This is a genomic window from Thermospira aquatica, from assembly GCF_023525255.1.
Lineage (GTDB): Bacteria > Spirochaetota > Brevinematia > Brevinematales > Thermospiraceae > Thermospira > Thermospira aquatica.
The window spans coordinates 2,448,613-2,467,318 of record NZ_CP073355.1 but is presented as its reverse complement, the minus strand read 5'-3'; the positions used below and the strand labels follow the sequence as shown (position 1 = coordinate 2,467,318).

At 44.0% G+C, this 18,706-nt stretch carries 13 protein-coding genes and 2 pseudogenes; 14 read left to right on the top strand and 1 reads right to left on the bottom strand.

Features of this window, described 5'->3' with window-relative positions; genetic code table 11:
• Position 1 precedes the first annotated feature (1 nt).
• From coaBC to KDW03_RS11955, 8 genes are all read left to right on the top strand, one after another.
• Positions 2-1,171 carry a bifunctional phosphopantothenoylcysteine decarboxylase/phosphopantothenate--cysteine ligase CoaBC gene (gene coaBC / locus KDW03_RS11990; protein ID WP_271435309.1) on the top strand — a complete coding sequence of 390 codons (1,170 nt, stop codon included), beginning with the start codon at positions 2-4 and terminating at the stop codon, positions 1,169-1,171.
• Positions 1,172-1,176: 5 nt separating this feature from the next.
• On the top strand, positions 1,177-1,635 hold the full coding sequence (ruvC, locus tag KDW03_RS11985) for a crossover junction endodeoxyribonuclease RuvC (protein WP_271436494.1): 459 nt from the start codon (positions 1,177-1,179) through the stop codon (positions 1,633-1,635).
• Positions 1,636-1,652: 17 nt separating this feature from the next.
• Positions 1,653-3,500, top strand: coding sequence for a glutamine--fructose-6-phosphate transaminase (isomerizing) (gene glmS, locus KDW03_RS11980; RefSeq protein WP_271435308.1), 1,848 nt, complete (start codon positions 1,653-1,655; stop codon positions 3,498-3,500).
• Between the two features lie 3 nt (positions 3,501-3,503).
• The gene (locus tag KDW03_RS11975) at positions 3,504-4,196 is read left to right on the top strand and encodes a phosphoribosyltransferase family protein (protein ID WP_271435307.1); all 693 of its coding nucleotides are present in this window, start codon (positions 3,504-3,506) and stop codon (positions 4,194-4,196) included.
• Positions 4,197-4,280: 84 nt separating this feature from the next.
• Positions 4,281-7,421, top strand: coding sequence for a periplasmic flagellar collar protein FlcA (gene flcA / locus KDW03_RS11970; protein WP_271435306.1), 3,141 nt, complete (start codon positions 4,281-4,283; stop codon positions 7,419-7,421).
• Positions 7,422-8,151: 730 nt separating this feature from the next.
• Positions 8,152-9,396: a transcription termination factor Rho gene (gene rho, locus KDW03_RS11965; protein ID WP_408648381.1), complete on the top strand. Its 1,245-nt coding sequence runs from the start codon at positions 8,152-8,154 to the stop codon at positions 9,394-9,396.
• 24 nt (positions 9,397-9,420) lie between these two features.
• Positions 9,421-10,752: an FAD-dependent oxidoreductase gene (locus KDW03_RS11960; protein ID WP_271435304.1), complete on the top strand. Its 1,332-nt coding sequence runs from the start codon at positions 9,421-9,423 to the stop codon at positions 10,750-10,752.
• Between the two features lie 13 nt (positions 10,753-10,765).
• A complete protein-coding gene (locus tag KDW03_RS11955; protein WP_271435303.1) occupies positions 10,766-11,500 on the top strand; it encodes an NAD-dependent protein deacylase in 735 nt (244 codons plus the stop codon).
• A gap of 74 nt (positions 11,501-11,574) precedes the next feature.
• On the opposite strand, the pseudogene KDW03_RS11950 reads toward KDW03_RS11955, so the two are convergent.
• Positions 11,575-12,793: pseudogene (locus KDW03_RS11950) on the bottom strand (integrase catalytic domain-containing protein).
• A 209-nt stretch (positions 12,794-13,002) separates the two neighbouring features.
• Here KDW03_RS11950 and KDW03_RS11945 point away from each other — a divergent pair.
• The 6 genes and pseudogenes from KDW03_RS11945 to KDW03_RS11920 all read left to right on the top strand — a co-directional run.
• Positions 13,003-13,380 (top strand): annotated as a pseudogene (locus KDW03_RS11945) (bactofilin family protein); the annotation flags it as partial.
• Positions 13,381-13,484: 104 nt separating this feature from the next.
• Positions 13,485-14,255, top strand: a complete 771-nt coding sequence (gene map / locus KDW03_RS11940) for a type I methionyl aminopeptidase (protein WP_271435301.1) — start codon at positions 13,485-13,487, stop codon at positions 14,253-14,255.
• Between the two features lie 3 nt (positions 14,256-14,258).
• Entirely contained in the window at positions 14,259-15,821 is a 1,563-nt protein-coding gene (gene nadB, locus KDW03_RS11935) for an L-aspartate oxidase (protein ID WP_271435300.1), read from the top strand.
• An 80-nt stretch (positions 15,822-15,901) separates the two neighbouring features.
• The gene (locus KDW03_RS11930; RefSeq protein ID WP_271435299.1) at positions 15,902-16,447 is read left to right on the top strand and encodes a LiaF domain-containing protein; all 546 of its coding nucleotides are present in this window, start codon (positions 15,902-15,904) and stop codon (positions 16,445-16,447) included.
• A gap of 13 nt (positions 16,448-16,460) precedes the next feature.
• Positions 16,461-17,462: a hypothetical protein gene (locus tag KDW03_RS11925; RefSeq protein ID WP_271435298.1), complete on the top strand. Its 1,002-nt coding sequence runs from the start codon at positions 16,461-16,463 to the stop codon at positions 17,460-17,462.
• Between the two features lie 144 nt (positions 17,463-17,606).
• Positions 17,607-18,695 (top strand): RimK family protein, encoded by a 1,089-nt coding sequence (locus KDW03_RS11920; protein ID WP_271435297.1) that lies wholly within the window; start codon positions 17,607-17,609, stop codon positions 18,693-18,695.
• Positions 18,696-18,706 lie beyond the last annotated feature (11 nt).

Below are 18,706 nucleotides of genomic sequence, written 5' to 3'. Positions count from 1 at the left end.
GATGAGAATTGTTTTTGGGATCAGTGGTGGCATTGCTGCTTACAAGGTTGTCTCGGTGATTCGAAGGCTTGTTCAGCGCGGACATGAGGTAGAGGTTGTGATGACCTCTGCGGCAGCTCGTTTGGTGTCTCCTTTTCTTCTTCAGACGTTGACCAGACGGCAGGTGTGGGTGGAGGATTTTGATGCTCGCAGACCGCTGGCTCATATTGAACTGGGGGATTGGTGTGATGTGATGGTGCTTGCTCCTGCAACTGCCAATACCTTGGCCAAGCTTGCTCATGGAATGGCAGATAATCTTCTTACGGCGAGTTTTCTGGCATGTGATAAGAGGCGGGTGCTTTTTCCCGCTATGAACGTCAAGATGTATGCGAATCCACTTACTCAGAAAAATCTCCAGATACTTCGGGATGTCGGATATGAGGTATATGAGCCTGAGGTGGGAGAGCTTGCCTGCGGATATCAGGGTAAAGGGCGCCTGCCGGATGAAAAAACCATTGTTGGGCTTATAGACAGGGATCCGATGAAACCCCTCGAGGGAATGCGGGTGATTGTGACGACGGGAGCCACCGTGGAGCCTATCGATCCTGTTCGTTATATCTCTAACTTTTCTTCGGGGAAGATGGGTATAGCTCTCGCGAGGCGACTTTTTTTTCTCGGGGCATCGGTGTTTGTGGTGGCGGGGAAAACAGATGTTGCCGTTCCCTCGTATCTTCCAGTGCAGCGGGTGACGACAACAGAGGATATGCTTCAGGTACTTCAGAGAAGTTTTTCTAATTATGATGTTCTGGTTATGGCTGCGGCTCCTGCAGATTTTCGTGTCTCGACTGTGGCGGATACAAAAATCAAGCGGGAAAAAGAGTTTTCCCTTCAGCTGATTCCCAATCCAGACATTTTGGCACATCTGCGGCAGGACTACCCACAAAAGCAGATGATAGGTTTTGCCCTTGAAATGAGGGGTGGTGAATCGCATGCGAAAGAGAAACTGAAGCGCAAGGGCCTGGATGCGATCGTACTCAATATGGTTTCTCCTGAATTTCATCCTATGGGTTCTGACGAGAACGAGGTGTATGTTTACACGAAAGATGGAAAGGAATATTTCATTGAGCGGAATTCGAAAGAAGAAGTGGTGAAACGAATTATTGATTTTCTTTTTCTCGGAGTAGGGGCTTGAGAGTGATGGGAATAGATCCTGGTCTGGAAAGGCTAGGTTATGCCGTAATAGAGATGGAAAAGAATCTTTATCGTGTGCATGGGTATGGGTTGGTATCGACCCGGCAAGAGGATTCTGTGCCTCTTCGTCTGAAGACGATATATGATGATGTGAGACAGCTTGTGGAGAAGTACTCTCCGGAAAGGATCCTGATGGAACAGCTCGTTTTCGCGCGTAATGTTACCACAGCGATGGTGGTAAGTGAGGTGCGGGGAGTTGTGATGCTTCTTGCAGCACAATTATCTCTTCCTTTGGAGGAGATAGCTCCTTCGCAACTCAAGCGGGCTATATGTGGAAATGGTCGGGCAACAAAGTCTCAAATTCAACGATCTGTGCAGCGATTTCTTGGTCTGGCAGAGGTTCCCAAACCTGATGATGTGGCAGATGCCCTTGCCCTGGCAATGATAGGGGCTATGAGAAGATAGCAAAGGAGGAAAGATATATGTGTGGCATAGTAGGCTATATAGGTATGCGGGATGCCAAAGAGGTTTTGCTCGAGGGTCTTGCTCGGCTGGAGTATCGGGGATATGACTCCGCTGGTGTAGCTTTTCTTGATAATGAGAATAACCTTTATGTAGAAAAGCAGGTAGGGAAGATCTCTGTCCTGCGCAATGCTGTTTTTCGCAGATTTCATAATAAATGTTTCTCTCTAGGGATAGGGCACACACGATGGGCTACACATGGAGGAGTAACTCAGGAAAACGCCCATCCTCATGTGAGTGCTTCCGGGCGAATTGCGCTCGTTCACAATGGTATTATAGAAAACTATATGGCCTTGAAGCAATATCTTGTCAAGGAAGGGTATCATTTTGTTTCTGAAACGGATACCGAGGTTCTGGTTCATTTGATTGAAGATTTTTATAAAAGGGAGGGCAACCGTAATCTTCAATCGGCTGTTATGGAAGCTTTGAAGCTTGTGGAGGGAACCTATGGAATTGCTGTGATTTCTGTTGATGAACCCTACAAGATTGTCGCTGCACGCAATGGCAGTCCTCTTGTTATTGGTATTGGGGAGAAAGAGATGTTTGTTGCCTCAGATGTCAATGCTCTTCTGGCTTATACCAGGCATGTTATCTACCTTGAAGATAAAGAATTGGTGGTTTTGAAAAGTGAGAGGTATAAGGCATATGATCTTGATTATCAGCGTATTGATAAGGAAGTAGTCAAGGTAGAGTGGGATATTAACGCTATTGAACTGGGAAAACATGAAACCTACATGGAAAAAGAGATCTTTGAACAACCAGAAGCTATTCGCAATGCTTTGCGAGGTCGTGTTGTGATCGAAGAGGGTATGGTAAAATTTGGTGGTCTCAATATGACAGAAGAGGAAATACGCAGGATTTCCCGGATTGTGATCACAGCCTGTGGAACGAGCTGGCATGCTGCCCTTATAGGAAAGTACCTTATTGAACGTTTTGGAGAGATCCCTGTTGAGGTTGATTATGCCTCGGAGTTTCGTTATCGTAATCCAATCCTTAAAGAAGGGGATCTGGTCATTGTAATCAGTCAATCTGGTGAAACAGCCGATACCCTGGAGGCGCTTCGCGAGGCCAAAAGAAAGGGGGTAAGAGTTCTGGGTCTTACCAATGTGGTGGGGAGTACCATTGCACGGGAAAGTGATGGAGGCATCTATCTCCATGCGGGTCCGGAGATTGGCGTAGCTTCAACCAAAGCCTTTACCAATCAGGTGGTGAGTTTGATTCTTTTTGCGATCTATCTTGGGCGTTTAAAAAACATGAGTCTCTATGAAGGTCAGAGACTTTTAAAAGAACTCTCTCTTGTTCCGGAAAAGATTCAACAGATTCTTGAGCAGCAGGATACTATAAAAAAGATAGCCGAAAAGTATCATGAGGCAAAAAATTTTCTTTATCTTGGAAGGGGAGTTAATTATCCTGTAGCTCTGGAAGGAGCTCTAAAATTGAAGGAGATTTCTTACATTCATGCAGAGGGTTATCCGGCTGCAGAGATGAAGCATGGTCCCATAGCGTTGATTGATGAATTTATGCCCGTGGTTTTTATTGCCCCCAGAGATGCTTTGTATGAAAAAGTGGTGAGTAACATTCACGAGGTGAAAGCGCGTCATGGGAAAGTGATTGCGATACTTTCTGATAAAGACGATCACGTTTTACGGTATGTGGACGACGCTCTTTATATCCCCCAAACCATGGAAGAGTTTTCCCCTTTGCTTACCGTCGTGCCGTTGCAAATGATGGCATACCATATTGCTAGAATCAAGGGGCTCGATGTGGACAAACCAAGAAATCTTGCCAAATCCGTGACTGTGGAGTGATTGGTGCGATTGGATGTTATGTGTCTAGGTTGTGGAAAGATACTGGAAAATGATGATGGAAAACTGCTCTGTAAGGATGAATTATCTCACCTTGTGGGTGTGGGGGAGAAAACTTTTCGATGTGTTCGTTGTGACCAGGAATTGATAGCTCCCACAGAGGATATGCTTTGTTATGACTGCTGGCAGAGAGTAAAGAAAGGGGAAGTTTTTCTCAAGGATAGTCAGGCTATCTTTTTTTATAGGGGCGTGGGACGAGAGCTTTATCAACTCGCAAAATTTGAAGGCAATAAGCGGGCTCTTTTAGATATCCAGCAGCGAGCTAGAGAGGTTCTCCAAAAGAGAGATTTTTTTCCAGAGGTGGATGTGGTTACCCTTGTTCCTTCTCACTGGTATACGCTCTTGAGGCGAGGATATTCCCCTGTTGAATGGTTTTGGTCGCCGTGGTTTCCCAATGTTGTTCGAGATGTTTTAGTTCGACGCTGGACAGCAAAAAATCAAAAAAAACTGAGGCGGGAAGAGCGTCTTCGCATGGTTCGGGATCAGTTTATAGTGAAGCGAAAGGATCTCGTGGTAGGAAAACGTGTTCTTGTTCTGGATGATGTGTACACGACAGGGAGTACGCTTGAAGAAGTGGCGAGGGTTTTACGACTGGCTGGAGCTCAAAGTGTCCAGGCACGTGTAATATTCCGTGATTAAATTGGAGAAAACGTAAGGCAAAGAGATGAAATTGCCGATAAATACAAAAAAACTGCCATTGTAAGAGGTAAAGAAGAGGAGTAAATGGGCAGATTTGACAGTATTGAAAAGTTTCTTGGCAAGGAGGAGAATTTTTCCAGCCAGCAGATAGAAGCTGGTCTGGACTCCATGGACAATATACCCACACAGCTGTCAGAGGTCAATCCAGATGCCCTCGCCAATGTGGAGCGTCTTATACAGGGAAGTGATGTCCCGCCTTCGAGTGGAGAAAAGGGGGAAGCATTTTCTTTAGAAAACGCAGTGAGTGGTCAATCGGCTTCTCTTCCGGAGGAACTTTTAAAAGAACTGCAAGTATTAGATGGGCCACCTCCTTCTCTTGATGAACTGGATGCTCGTTTTAGTTCCTTACGAGAGATCATGAGTTCTCTGAGTGAAGAAGAAAAGGAAACTCCTGGGGGGGAGGAACTGCCTTTTGAAATGGAGTTTTCCGAAGAAAAAGTTTCACAACCTTTGTCTGAAGACGTTACCCTCTCTGTTCCAAGTGGAGAAGTAGACAGTGACTTAGCAGATTTATTGGGTCAGATGACCGTAGAAAAAGAGCAACCAGAATCAGAGATGACAGGTATGGAGGGGTTACTTTCCTCCCTGGGGATCTCTGACTCTCAAGCATCAGAATTTTCTGTCCCTTCTATGGAAAAGGCAGAATCTCCTTTTGAACCCTCATTAGAACCCTCATTTGAGAAAGAAATTTCGTCTGAAGAAGTGCCTATTGAGATGCCTTTTGCGGATAAAACCGGCGGAGGAGAAGAAGCTTTTGAAGAAATGCCTTCCCTTGAGGGATTTGGCGAGATTGGAGAAACAGGACCGGCCCCGGAACCGTATACTTTTCCCTCATTTGATGAGATTTCGACGCAGCCTTCCATGGAGGAGCCTTCACTGGTCGGGCCGGGAGAAGGACAGGAGTTGTCTTTTGAAATTCCTTTTGAAGAGGAAACCCCCGGGGCGGCTCAAGAGACTGGTGCGTTTGGGGGGGCAGACACAATTGGGTTTGAAACAGAATTTCCGGAGATTTCAGAGGGCGAACCTTCTTCAAAACCACCCTCCTTTGATTTTGATCTCGGGATATCTGAACCAGAACCTTCTCTACCTCCTTCTGGGACGGTGGGAGAGTTTTCTTCCCAGGAGATGCTTCTTGATCCCGAAAAGGCTGTGAAGATTCGCGATAGAATCAATAAAATTAAAAAAACCGATGTACGACAGAGGATTCGTGAGGCTATTGTTAAGGGAGGACTCTCTGAAGAACTGTTAAAAGAACTTCTGTTAAAACTCTTGCTCAATGAGAGTGATGCCAATCTCGAGGCTTTCGATAGACGTTATCTCCAGGGAGTAACTGTTGAGCCGAGGGTGACACCCTCTTTTGGGCAACCTACAAGACGCGTCATCTATACAGAAGAAGCCATTAAAGCAGAACAACTCAATAAACAACTTGGAAAGGTAGGTGGACTGAGTTTACTTCTTCTCTTAATTTCAGTAGCTCTTTCGGCTTTGATGTGGGTTGGGGTGATTCAACCCGTGCTTGCCGGCAGAGAATACGAAAAAGGACTCAAGGCTATAGAGCAAAAAGATTATGTTTTTGCTGAGAAAAAATTCCAACGTGGAAAGGAAATAGGTGGCTTTAGTGTCAAATGGCACAACATCTATGCTCAAAAGTACACAGAGGTCAAACAATGGGAACTGGCAAGGCAAAAATATGAAGCGGTACTTCAAAGGAAACCCCTGGATCGGAAAACCATTATAAACTATGCAGAGTTTAATAAACAGCTTTATCCACCTCGGTATGATGAGGCAGTTTCGCTGTATACTCGTTTGTACAAGCGATTTCCAAAAGATTTCGCGATAGTTGACGCCCTTGGGCAAACGTATGTTGAGTGGGCAGATCGAACCCAGGATACCTTTGATCGCCTGGAGCGCTTTAAAAAAGCCAATGACCTTTACGGGACCTACCTCATGAAAAAATCCAAAGATGTTGGTGCTCATTTTCGTTTGCTGGATATCGCTATTCGCGTCACCAATGAAACCCTCATTGATGGACGTTATCAAATCATCGAAAAGCTTAATAAAAAAGCGGTAAATTTTCCTATTCTTACCCGTCTGGCAGGTTATTACATTGATAAACGAAGGCTCTCTGATGCCGGAAAAGTCTTGCAAAAATTGATTCCCCTTATCAAGATAAAAATTCGAGAAAGTGATGGTATGTATGTTCTGGATGAATCCATGAATAAGTTTTCCAATCAAAAACCAGTATATGATGAAACGTTGTATCAGTTTGGACGACTTCAGACACTTCGGCTTGATTTTGTCAGGGCTTTGTGGGCACTTTCAAATGCCGTAGGACTCAACCCATCCAACGCGAAGGCATATAATCTCATGGGGGAGATCTATTATACCACCGATGAACGTCCCGAAGCCAAGAGGTTGGCAATTTCCCTTTTTGAAACTGCCCAGCGATTGACTCCCTCGTATTATAAACCGTATGTGAATCTTGGACATCTCTACTACTACAATGATCTGGGATTTAAGGATGAAGAGTCAGCTCTTTTTAAAGCCCTGGGGTATTACAAGGTAGCCTATCAACTCTATCAGATGGGCCAGGTGGATAAACTGAGTCCGGATCCCAAGCTTTTTTACAATCTTTCCTGGCTTTATTATAAATATGGAAACTATGAAGAGGCTCTTCGGGTGCTTTCGCAGATCTATGTTACCGATCCTCTGAACCCATATTATTCCTATGCGATAGGAAATATGTATCAAAAGATGGGTATCGGCGATCTGGCCGAGGTAAATTATATGAAAGCCATCGACTACTTTAATGATATTGTGAAGAGGATCAAATATATTAACCCTGATTCAACCCGTCATAGAGAGGTATTTACTCAGCTGGCTCGTGCCTATAATAATCTGGGAGTAGTGTATTTTTCTGCGGCAAGGTATAACCCAAAGATGGCTCAGGAGTATGAAGCTAAGGCCCTTCTTTATTTCTACAATGCAAAAAATATGGCTAATAAGATAAATCTCCTTTATCCTGAGGCAGAATACAACATAAAAGTGGTCCTGAATAAGGGTATCAGGGGCAGAGTAGCAAAACTTGATGAGACCCTGGTGAAACAAACCTCTCTCCATCGTATTTTAGAGGAACTTAAAAATAGCATGATTGATGAGCTGTAAACCGTGGGGACAAGGAAAAAATTTTTAGAATTTCATACCAAAAAATTGACTTTTTTTTTTTCTTTTCTCTATCATAAAAGAAGATGAAAAAAACAGAAAGTTGAGGTTTACTTTTTCACGGTAAACTATTTTTTATAGATCTTTCGTCAGAGAAATGGAGAACGGAAATCGAGAGGTATCGTGATTAACGTCTATATGGAAAAGTTGGGTGGGTGTTTTCTTTGTTTGTAGGGGATGCAAAGGGATTTATATTTTCTTAGAGAGAGTTCTGTGTTATTTGGACAAAAATTCGTGGTTTTTGAATAAGAGAAGGCAAAAGTAGAGTGAGACGTATTTTTTCTATCTGGAGAGAAAATACGAAAAAAAACATAAAGAGATACATTCTGTTTTGCGAGAGCAAGAACAGAAAGGAGTTGGTATGCCGAGAAAAAAGATTGTCTTAAAAGTCAACAATGCTGAGAAGAACGTATTGCCATCTTCTCAGCAGGAAAATGAGGCTTTTTCTTCCGAGGCGGTAGCTGTGGGCGAAGAATATGAGAATGAGGCAGTTCAAAACGAGACATCGTCAAAGACGATTTCTCAGGAGGAAAAACCGAGTTATAAACACCTGTTGTTTGCTAAATACGTGCCTTCGAACAATCTAGAGGATGTTCTTAAACAGATATTTACTGAGGATAGGACAATTATATTTTTGAATAAGTTAAAGCAGCTTTCTGTTACTGAGCTTTCTATGGTAGCGGAGTACCTGGAGATAGAAAATTATGCTGAAATGCATACTCAGGAACTTATCTATCAGATTCTTCGAAAGCACGCAGATAAAAATGGTATTATTTATGGAGGGGGCACTCTTCAGATTATTGAGAAGGAAAGGGATAATACCTTTGGTTTTTTGCGTTCCCCACGCTATTCCTATTATGCAAGTTCGGATGATATCTATGTATCCGGGCATCAGCTTCACAATTTTCGCTTAAGAAGTGGTGATACCATCGAGGGGCATATCCGACCACCGAAAAAGCCTGAGGAAGAAAAGTTTTTTGCCCTCATGCGTATTGAAAAGGTGAACGATCTTTCCCCTGAAGAGGCGAAACGTAGACCACTCTTTGATAATCTTACCCCTCTTTTCCCCAAGGAACGTTTAAAACTTGAGACTACCCCTCATGAAATAGCCATGCGGATGATGGATCTTTTTACTCCTATTGGAAAGGGACAGCGTGGTTTGATTGTCTCTCCTCCAAAAGCTGGTAAGACAACGCTTCTTCAAAAGATAGCTAACAGTATTGTCCAGAACCATCCCGAGGTAACGCTGATCATCTTTCTGGTTGATGAACGACCGGAAGAGGTGACGGAAATGCAGCGTTCTGTGAAAGCAGAGGTTATCAGTTCGACTTTTGATGAGCCTCCTCAGAAACATATTCAGGTAGCTAATATGGTTCTGGAGCGTGCAAAACGTCTGGTAGAATCCGGACACGATGTGGTGATTCTCCTGGATTCGATTACCCGTTTGGCAAGGGCATACAATCAGGTGGAGCCGGCAAGTGGTAAGATTCTCTCCGGCGGTATAGATGCCAATACCCTGTACAAGCCAAAGAAATTTTTTGGTGCTGCTCGAAACATTGAAGAAGGTGGAAGTCTTACTATTCTTGCCACTGCTTTGATTGATACGGGGAGTAAGATGGATGAGGTTATCTATGAGGAATTCAAAGGAACCGGAAATATGGAGATCCATCTGGATAGAAATCTTGCCAATCTCCGTATCTTCCCCGCGATAGATCTGAAACTCTCGGGAACGAGAAGGGAAGAATTGCTTCTTGATCCGATAACACTAGAGCGGGTTCATATGCTTCGTCGTGCCTTTGGAAGCATGTCAAATGAAGATGTTATCGATAAACTTACCGCAGCTCTCCGGAAAGCCGCAACCAACGAAGAGTTTATCCGGAATTTGCAGGTTTATGCCAATCTGAATGGGAAGAGTTAGGGAGATTTTTTACAAGGAGCAGGAATGCCAGATCAAAAAACCGTCCAGGTGGCAGTTGTTGGCGGGGGAATAGCGGGTATTGAAGCGGCAAAAAAACTTGGGAGTTTAAAAACAAGTCCTGTGGTTCTTGTGGAGAAAGGTGAAGATTCTCTTGGTGGGTATGTCTTGCACCAGGGAATGATGTACTTAAGGTTTTTAATGGGGCAGTATCAACACACGCAAGGGAAACCTCTTTATCAAGAGGTGAGAAGTCAATGGAAGGAATTTCAGCATTCTTTACGCAAGAAATTTCGTACCACTCTTGAACAAAATGATGTTTCTTTGGTCTACGGAGAGGCTCTTTTTCGGGAGCCTTTTGTGTTTGGGGTAGGAGATTCTATCTACCGTTGTGAAAATGTGATTTTAGCGACCGGCAGCCGATGGGAAAAACCTGTCCAGCTCGTTGGTGACCCCGATGCATGGGGAACATGGGAAACTCTCCCCCAATCCGTGGTGATTCTTGGGGGGGAAAAGGAGAGTTGTGAGGTTGCGTATCATCTGGCGCTTTTTGGATGTCAGGTGATACTGGTGGAGAGAAATGCCATCTTCCTTTCAGAGGAAGGAGAAAAATCTCGTATGGAGGTGAGAGGGCTTCTGTCCACAGTTGGAGTACACATCTATGAGGGGATGGAACTCAGGGAAGCTCTCAAAACTTCTTATGGCTGGCGAATAGAGCTAGAAGATAGTCTTGGAAATTCGCGTCTTCTTGAGAGTGAGGCTCTCCTTGTTTTCTGGGGAAGAGAGGGTGTGTCTCCACTTGAACTTGAGAGAGATGACCAAACAGGGGGAATAAAGGTCAGTAAAACGTATCAGACAAGCATAAATGGGGTGTTTGCGGTAGGTGATATGATTCATCCAGGAAGTGAGGCTCATGTTGCCAAACGAGAGGGATGTGTAGCCGCTGAAAATCTCTTTCTTCAGAAGATGCCCCCTCTGGTGCCCACAGTCCAGCTGCATAAAGATATTATTCGCTATGATGTAGTTCCCGGGGTATCGTATTTTGACTATCCTCTGGCTTCAGTGGGGATGAGAATAGAAGAAGCGAGACAACGATTTCAGCCCTTTGAGCTTCAGGTGATTTCAAGAAGCTGGCCTCTTTTTGGTCCTGAGAATCGAGAGGCATGGGTTTCTCTCTTACTCCACAAGGTACGTCAGCATATTCTCGGAGTAGTGGCGTACGGACCATCTGCAGAATCGCTTGTGCATCTTTTTTCTCTTGCGATGATGAAGGGAGTGCGTTTTCATGAGATAGGTGAAGTCATGTATACGGTTGGTTCTCTGGAGGATCTCGTCGGAGAGATAGCCCTGGAAATATGAGAAAGGAGGGTCTATGAGACAAGAAATTGATACGCTTATGGAGTATATTCAAAAGTGTAAATCAATGGTAGTCATCACGGGGGCAGGGATTTCCACCAAGGCAGGAATTCCGGATTTCCGCTCTCAGAATGGCATCTATCGTCAGGGCGGGGTAAATGAAACACTTTTTCATATAGAGGCTTTTCGTGAGGATCCGGCCACGTTTTATAAAACTTTTGCGCCGTTGTATACCAGTATTCTGAATGCTCAACCTACCTACACCCATCATTTTTTGAAGCGTTTAGAGGAGCTTGGGCGATTAAAAACAATTATTACCCAGAATATAGATGGGCTTCATCATAAAGCTGGATCGAAAAACGTGATAGAAATCCATGGTCATCTCCGGCAATGGGATTGTCTTGAGTGTCGGGCAAGTTATGATACCAGCGAAGAGATCGAAAAACATGTCCAGAAAGGCGAAATTCCTCGTTGTGTTGCCTGTGGTGGTGTTCTTAAACCTCATGTAGTGTTTTTTGGGGAGTATGTCATGGGGCTAGAAAAAGCCATGCAGGCAGTCCAAACTGCCGATCTCCTGGTGGTGTTGGGGAGTTCTCTTGTTGTTTATCCTGTAGCCGGTCTTCCCGGGTACCGAGAAGAGGAATCTCACTTTGTAATTATTAATCGTGAACCAACACCTCTTGATGAGGAGGCAGAGATTGTCATTCATGAAGATATGGACGAGGTTTTAAAACACCTGGGTTTTCTCTAAATGGGGAGAAAAACCCGTTGCGTCAAATAAAAAAGTACTCGAAATTCGAATCATTGCCTCATAAAAAAAAGTACTCAAAAATTCCATACAGTTTCCTCCAAATTTTTGTTTTTTACATTCTTTTTCTTTTGAAGGCTGAAAAGTTTTCTCTGGCAAGCCGTAATTTTTTGTCTTAGGTGAAACAAATCGAGAGCCTTATAAAGCCTTGTTAGGCGTTCCTTTTGTGCCTCACTTACATAAGAGCTTTCTAAAAGCCGTTGGTAGGGAGTTTTAATATCATCATGCTTCTTTTGCATCTTGCTTCCGATTCTCTTTTTCTCTGTCATTTTCATAACCGGTTGAAAAAAGTTGGCATAAAGCCTGAGATACGCATAGAGTCGGTTCAAGTAGTAGACTTCTTCCTCGGTATCGTAGCGAAAGTACCCAACATTCTGGCGGACTATGGAATAGTTTTTCTGCTCAACGTAGCAGTTATCATTGGAACGGGAGCCTTGTAAATTTTATCTGGTTCTTCTCACACCAATCGCGTAGAGGATGATTAATAAATTCAGCACCGGTATCAGAATCAATTCCCCGTAAATCAAAAGGAAGTCTTCCTTTGACTTTTTCTATGGCTTCTCTTACCCATTTTGAAGCTTTATTTTTGATTGCCACAAGTTCTGTCCAACCGCTCCAAACATCCACCATATTTAATGTTTGAGCAAAATCTCCCCGGCTATTTCCTCCCTCATGGGCAACCAGATCAATCTCCATAAAACCAGGGCAATTTTCATCCCACTCTGCCCACGTGCGTATAGCTATTTGTTACTTTAATAGCGTTCCAGGCTTTGTACCTTTTCGTCCTTTTATCTCAAGCTTTTTACGCTCATGCTTCAAAAGTCGGTCAATACTTGAGGCACTTATATGGCGCAAGTTTTCTATAGCCTGTGGAGAACCGTGGAGATGTCCGTTTGCTAAGAGATTATCTAAAACTTCATTTAAAATTGGCTTTAAACGTTTGCCACACATGTAGTTTTCAATTTCCCAGACCTGTTTTAGCATTTTTAGTTCCTCTTCGCCGAATTTTTCTTTCTGCCAGGTTTTTTTTTTGCCTCTTCGTCGAATTTTTTTAAGGTAATTTTTCTTGCCTACATAGATGGTTTTTCCGTGCTGCCTCAAGAGCCTGGCGGCATAGTTTCGGTTTTTTAAACCTGTTATCCTCACAAAATAATCCAGTATCTCCTTTTTCTCCTTTTTGCTGGCTTTTTGATATTGTTTTGCCGTTTCCCTGTAAATAGGTCTCCTTTCAAACATCGCCACCCCAATTCCGGTTGGCGAGCTTGTCGAGCCACGGTTGGCGAGCTTGTCGAGCCATGAACTGGATTATTTTACACAAATTTAAAGTACTTTTTTATTTTGCAATAGCGTTCCCTTTTCGAGTACTTTTATTATGAAGCAATTCGAAAAATTGACTTTTTTGCTTTCGCGGTGTATAATGAAAGATATGAGAAGAGGAGGAATACATGCCACCTAAAATTGAAGGACAGTTGAACACAATTATTGGCGAAGGTTCAGCGTTTCAAGGAAAATTTTTTGTTCATGGTTCACTTCAGCTTGATGGTAAATTTGAAGGTGAACTTCGTGTTGAGGAACATCTCTACGTTGGTGAAACAGGAAAAGTCAAGACCCAGGTTTTGCGAGCAAAGAAGATTACCGTTGCGGGAGTAGTTTTAGGGGATCTGGAGGCACTTGAAGAGGTAAAACTTCTCTCCACCGGTCGTGTTCTGGGGAATATTACGGTACCGCAACTCTCTATGGAGCCTGGTGTCGTTATCAAAGGAAGTATTCTTATCACTGCCGGGCAGAAAAAAGAGGTCGAAAAACTTATTGAGGATGCTTACAATTCTGGTCCTTCGATAAACTTTGATGCTATGTTTGAGGAAAAGAAAGAGAAGATACCAGAGATTCTTTCTAGTAAAGAGAAAGAAAAAGACAGTAAGTTCTTATGATTCTCCTTAAAAATAGTGTGGAGATTGAGTACATTCGGAAAAGTAACCAAATCATTGCTTCAATTTTCCGGATGCTTCATCCGTATATTCGCCCTGGAGTAAAAACAAAGGAGATAGACGAGATCATTGAGGATGCTATTCTCTCTCGTGGTGCTCGTCCCTCTTTCAAGGGGTATACGCCGGGTGGAGGGTTTCGACCGTATCCAGCGGCGAGCTGTATCTCGGTAAATGAGGTGGTCATTCATGGTATTCCCGGAGAGTATACTTTGCGAGATGGGGATATTGTTAGTATTGATATAGGAACAGATTTCCACGGCTATTATGGAGATGCATCCTATACGTATCTCGTGGGCAATGTATCCGAAAAAAATCGCACTCTTGTAGAAGATACGAGGAAAGCTCTTGATCTTGCGATTGAAGTCTGTCGTGAAGGGGTCTACCTCAATGAGATAGGAAGAGTCATCTCTTCTTATCTTTTACCGAGAGGGTATGGTATTCTGCGTGATTACTGTGGTCATGGGGTAGGGAAAGCTCTCCATGAGGATCCTCCCGTGCTTAATTACTACGATCCCAAACGCAAGGGACCAAAGCTCAAAAAGGGGATGGTGATAGCGATTGAGCCGATGGTTACCCTGGGAACCCATGAAGTTACTGTTCTTAAAGATGGTTGGACAGTCGTAACGAAAGATGGAAGTTGGGCGGCCCACTGGGAGCATTCAGTGGCGATTACAGATGGAGAACCGATAGTTCTTTCTGCCTGGGAGTAAACGATGTGGGATGCATTGGTTATTGGAACAGGGATTGCAGGTTCAACGACAGCATATCTTCTGGCAAAACAGGGGTTTTCTGTTCTTGCCCTTACGAAGACGAATGATCCCCTTGAGTCCAATACCTATTATGCTCAAGGGGGTATTGTGTACAAGGGCCCAGGAGATTCTCCTGAACTCTTGATGCAGGATATTTTGCAAGCCGGGGCTGGGATTGTCAATCCTGAGGCAGCTCGCATAGTTGCGACAGAAGCACAGGTTGCCGTGAATGAAGTTCTTATTGAGGCTTTTGGTATAGATTTTTCCCGTAATGATACAGGAGGGTTTGATCTTACCGAGGAGGGGGCTCATTCGGTCAGGCGGATTCTTCATGCCCTGGATAGCACGGGAAAGACTATTCAAGAAGCGGCGATTTCTGCGCTCAAAAAGATAGGGATAGAAATTCGATCTAGCTATCATGTGATTGATATTATTACCCTTGATCACCATACTCGTTATCCCCAGAGAATGTACCTCCCCCCGACAGTACTGGGTGTCTACGCCTACAATCAAAGTACGGGTAAGGTAGAGAAGCTGTTGGCGAAGAATGTTATTCTTGCTACAGGAGGCATGGGACAACTCTATCTTCATACGACCAATCCTCGCGGTGCGACGGGTGACGGCTATGCGATGGCCTATAGGGCAGGGGCGAGGCTGATCAATATGGAATATACCCAGTTTCATCCCACGACGCTTTTTCATCCCAAGGCGGATAATTTTCTGATTTCGGAGGCGGTGCGAGGAGAGGGGGCTGTACTTATCAATAAATATGGAGAAGCCTTCATGGGGCGGTATCATCCTCAAAAAGATCTGGCACCGAGGGATATTGTGACAAGAGCAATTCTTTCGGAGATGTATGCAACTCAAGAACCTTGTGTGTATCTTGATATTGCTCGTCTCGGCAAGGAAAAGATACAGTCTCGTTTTCCGACAATTTATCGGAAGTGTTTGGATTATAGGATTGACATTACGGTTGATCCTGTTCCAGTGGTGCCAGCGTATCACTTTTCCTGTGGGGGTGTGTATACGGACATGGAAGGGCGGACAACGATTCAGCGACTTTATGCAGTGGGGGAGGTGGCCTGTACAGGGCTCCATGGTGCGAATCGCCTTGCAAGTACGTCACTTCTTGAAGGAGTGGTGTTTGGGAGGAGGATAGCTCTTTTTCTTGGTCGAACGAGAGAGAGCTGGTATGAACAGCCGTATCAGGATATCCCGGAGTGGAAAGAGACAGGAACAGAAGAGCTTGATCCTGCCTTGATTTATCAAGACTGGGCTCTCTTGAAGAATATGATGTGGAATTATGTGGGTGCGGTTCGGACGAAGAAACGGCTAAAAAGGGCTCTTGTGGATCTCAAAAATCTTCGGGAGGATGTTGAGGACTTTTATCGGGATGCGAGGATTTCGCCGGAGATTATTGAGCTGAGAAACGCGGTACAAACAGGACTTATTGTAGCCCAACATGCCTGGACGAATAGGGAAAGTAGAGGAGCTCATTATCGACTGGATAGCGAAGAAGAGCGATAAAGTTTTTTCAAAAAATTTGAAGGTAATAAAAATTTGATTTTTTTAAAAAATGATAGTATAGTTAATGCAAAGGAGGTGATATGCGTTGGTTTAGTCTTGAAGCGTTTATGGTGTTCTGGGGAGTGTTGTTCATTCTCTTTGGTCTCTCTCTGATTCTCAAGTCTTTTTTCAACATTGATCTTCCTCTTTTCAGGATAGGGTTGGCTATTTTTCTGATTTATTTGGGGTTAGGGCTTATTTTTCAGTCTCCATGGAGGTGGGGAAAGGGAGAAGGGTATGTAGTGAGAGAGGGATCTGAGCGATCCTGGGTTTTTGCCTCGGCGGAGATAGGACTTGACGAGGGTGCCTCGACTTTTAATGCCATTTTTAGCTCTGTTGAAGCGGATTTTTCTTCACTTCAACCAGAGGAAAAGCGTGTTATTCAATGTAACGCAGTGTTTGGATCGATTGAGGTGACATTGCCTCGGGATGTTCCTGTTCGGGTAGAGGGGCATGCTGTCTTTGGAAGCGTGGAATTTCCTGACAAACGAAGTGTGAGTTTTGGATCTCTTTCAAGTGATCAGGACTCTGGTGTTATAATTATAGCCAATGCGGTGTTTGGTTCGGTGGAGTTTAAGGTAAAATAAAAGGAGGTAAGCTATGAAACGGGTTTGTGGAGTAGTGATGGGTTTATTGATAGCGGGTATGGTTTTTGGTACGGATTTTGATACTATGACCAATGACCTTTCCAAGGTGTTGAGAGATGGTTCTACGGCTATAGCTCAGTCACTTGCCAAAAATGTGGGATACTATACAGGTTCAGGAAATGTAACCGCAGCAAATGCTTCTGGTTTGCCGGGTGTGAAGATGGGTGTGGGATTGGGTACAGTGATGCCTGGTTACGTATGGGCAGCGTTGTTTTCCAGGGATCTCTCCGCGTTTGTAGGAGGTCTTGATGCGAGTAAAAACGCTGAGGGTGTGAAGCAGGTTGCTCAGGTGGTTGGAGCGTTTCCTTTGTCTTATGATGAGATCTATGGCAAGATAGGGGTGCCGCTGGTGCCTATGGATATTGGACTGAGGCTTGGGTATTTTCCTACAATCACTTTTGGTACAGCTGATGCCAATGTAGCTATAGGTTTTTTCCATTTTGGAGCAGAGGCTCGCTATAAACTGGCCGGTATTAATCTCGTGTTTGCCAAGAGTCAGATTGAGGCAAGGCTCTCTTATGACTATGATACAGGGGTCATTGGGGCAGCCCAAAAAGTTTCTTCACTTGCCTATGAACCAGTTAATAACACGGTAATCGGAACGAATGAGATGACCATGACTATGGATAATAAATGGTCAGGGTCTTCCTTGGGGCTTAAGGTAGTGGGAGGACTTTCAGTCTTGATGTTTGATGTCTATGGGGGCATTGGTGGTAATTTTAACTTTGGTGAGGTGAATACGACGCTCACAGCTCAGGTGGCGTTTAAGGATACCACCGGTTCTCTTGGTAATCAGGAGGTAACATTGACTGGCTCGGGGAAAAGTAACTATGACCTCTTTGACTTACGATTGCTTGTAGGAGCACATTTCTTTGTCTCTGATATTGCTGTAGAGTGGAACCCTCTGAATAACGCTCTGGCAATTACGGTTGTTCCGGTTTCTATTGCTTTCTAAAGAGAAGAAAAGGGGTGTTGGCGCCAACACCCCTTTTCTTGATTTTTTAGAGAGCTTGCTTTATACTTTATCTTAGGAGTTGGTATTTATGGAAGATAGTGATCCCTTACCAGTGAGATTTTTCCCTCTTGAAGGAGGGAAAGTATGATCTGTGTTGTGGTGAATAATACGAAGGATTGGTTTTTTCATTCACCACATATCAAGGTGGTTTCTGCTCGTGACTATTTAACAAAAGAGGAGTATATTCAGGATAAAAACATCAAGGTTTTTAATCTCTGTCGTTCGTATCGTTACCAGTCTATTGGGTATTATGTATCTCTTCTGGCCGCGGCCAGGCAGCATCGTGTTATGCCCACGGTAGCAACCATTCAGGAGATGAAAACCCAGAGTGTGGTTAAGGTCTTAACAGCGGATCTTGAGGATTTGATAAGAAGTGTTCTCAATAAAACCCCTCCTTCGGTTTCTCAGGAGATGAAACTCAGTGGAAAAACGGTACCGACCTTTACCATGCGGATTTATTTTGGTCATACGATTCGCAAAGAATATGAGCGGTTGGGACAGGCTGTTTTTGGTATTTTTCAGGCGCCTCTGATTAAGGCGGTTTTTATAAAACCGAATGGGCACTGGGAGGTTCAAAGCATCGTCCCTATCTCGGCAAATGAGATCCCTGACGACGAAAAGATGTGGGTTGTCGAGTTTGCTGACATGTATTTTGAGAGTAAAAGTTTTTATCATAAAAAAAGGCACTCGGCTCCTTATGATATGGCGATACTGGTGAATCCTGATGAAAAGGGGGATGCTCCATCCAATGCAAAAGCATTAAAAAAGTTTGAAAAAACAGGGGAGGAAATGGGGTTTAATGTTGAGTTTATTACGAAAGAGGATTATAACAAGCTTGCGGAGTTTGATGCTCTTTTTATCCGGGAAACGACACGTGTCAATCATCATACCTTTCGTTTTGCTCAGAGGGCGGAGGCAGAAGGATTAGTCGTGATCGATGATCCGCTTTCCATCATTCGTTGTAGCAACAAGGTGTATCTTGCAGAGTTGATGAAGCGTGCCAGGATTCCAACACCAAAGACCTGGATTCTTCATGAGGACAACATGGAAAGAATCTTGCGGGAGGTTTCTTTTCCTTGCGTGATGAAACAGCCAGATAGCTCGTTTTCTCGAGGAGTAGTCAAGGTGGAGGACGAAGCAGCGTTTCTCTCTGGAAGCAGCGTTTCTCTCTGAAGGAGAAAAAC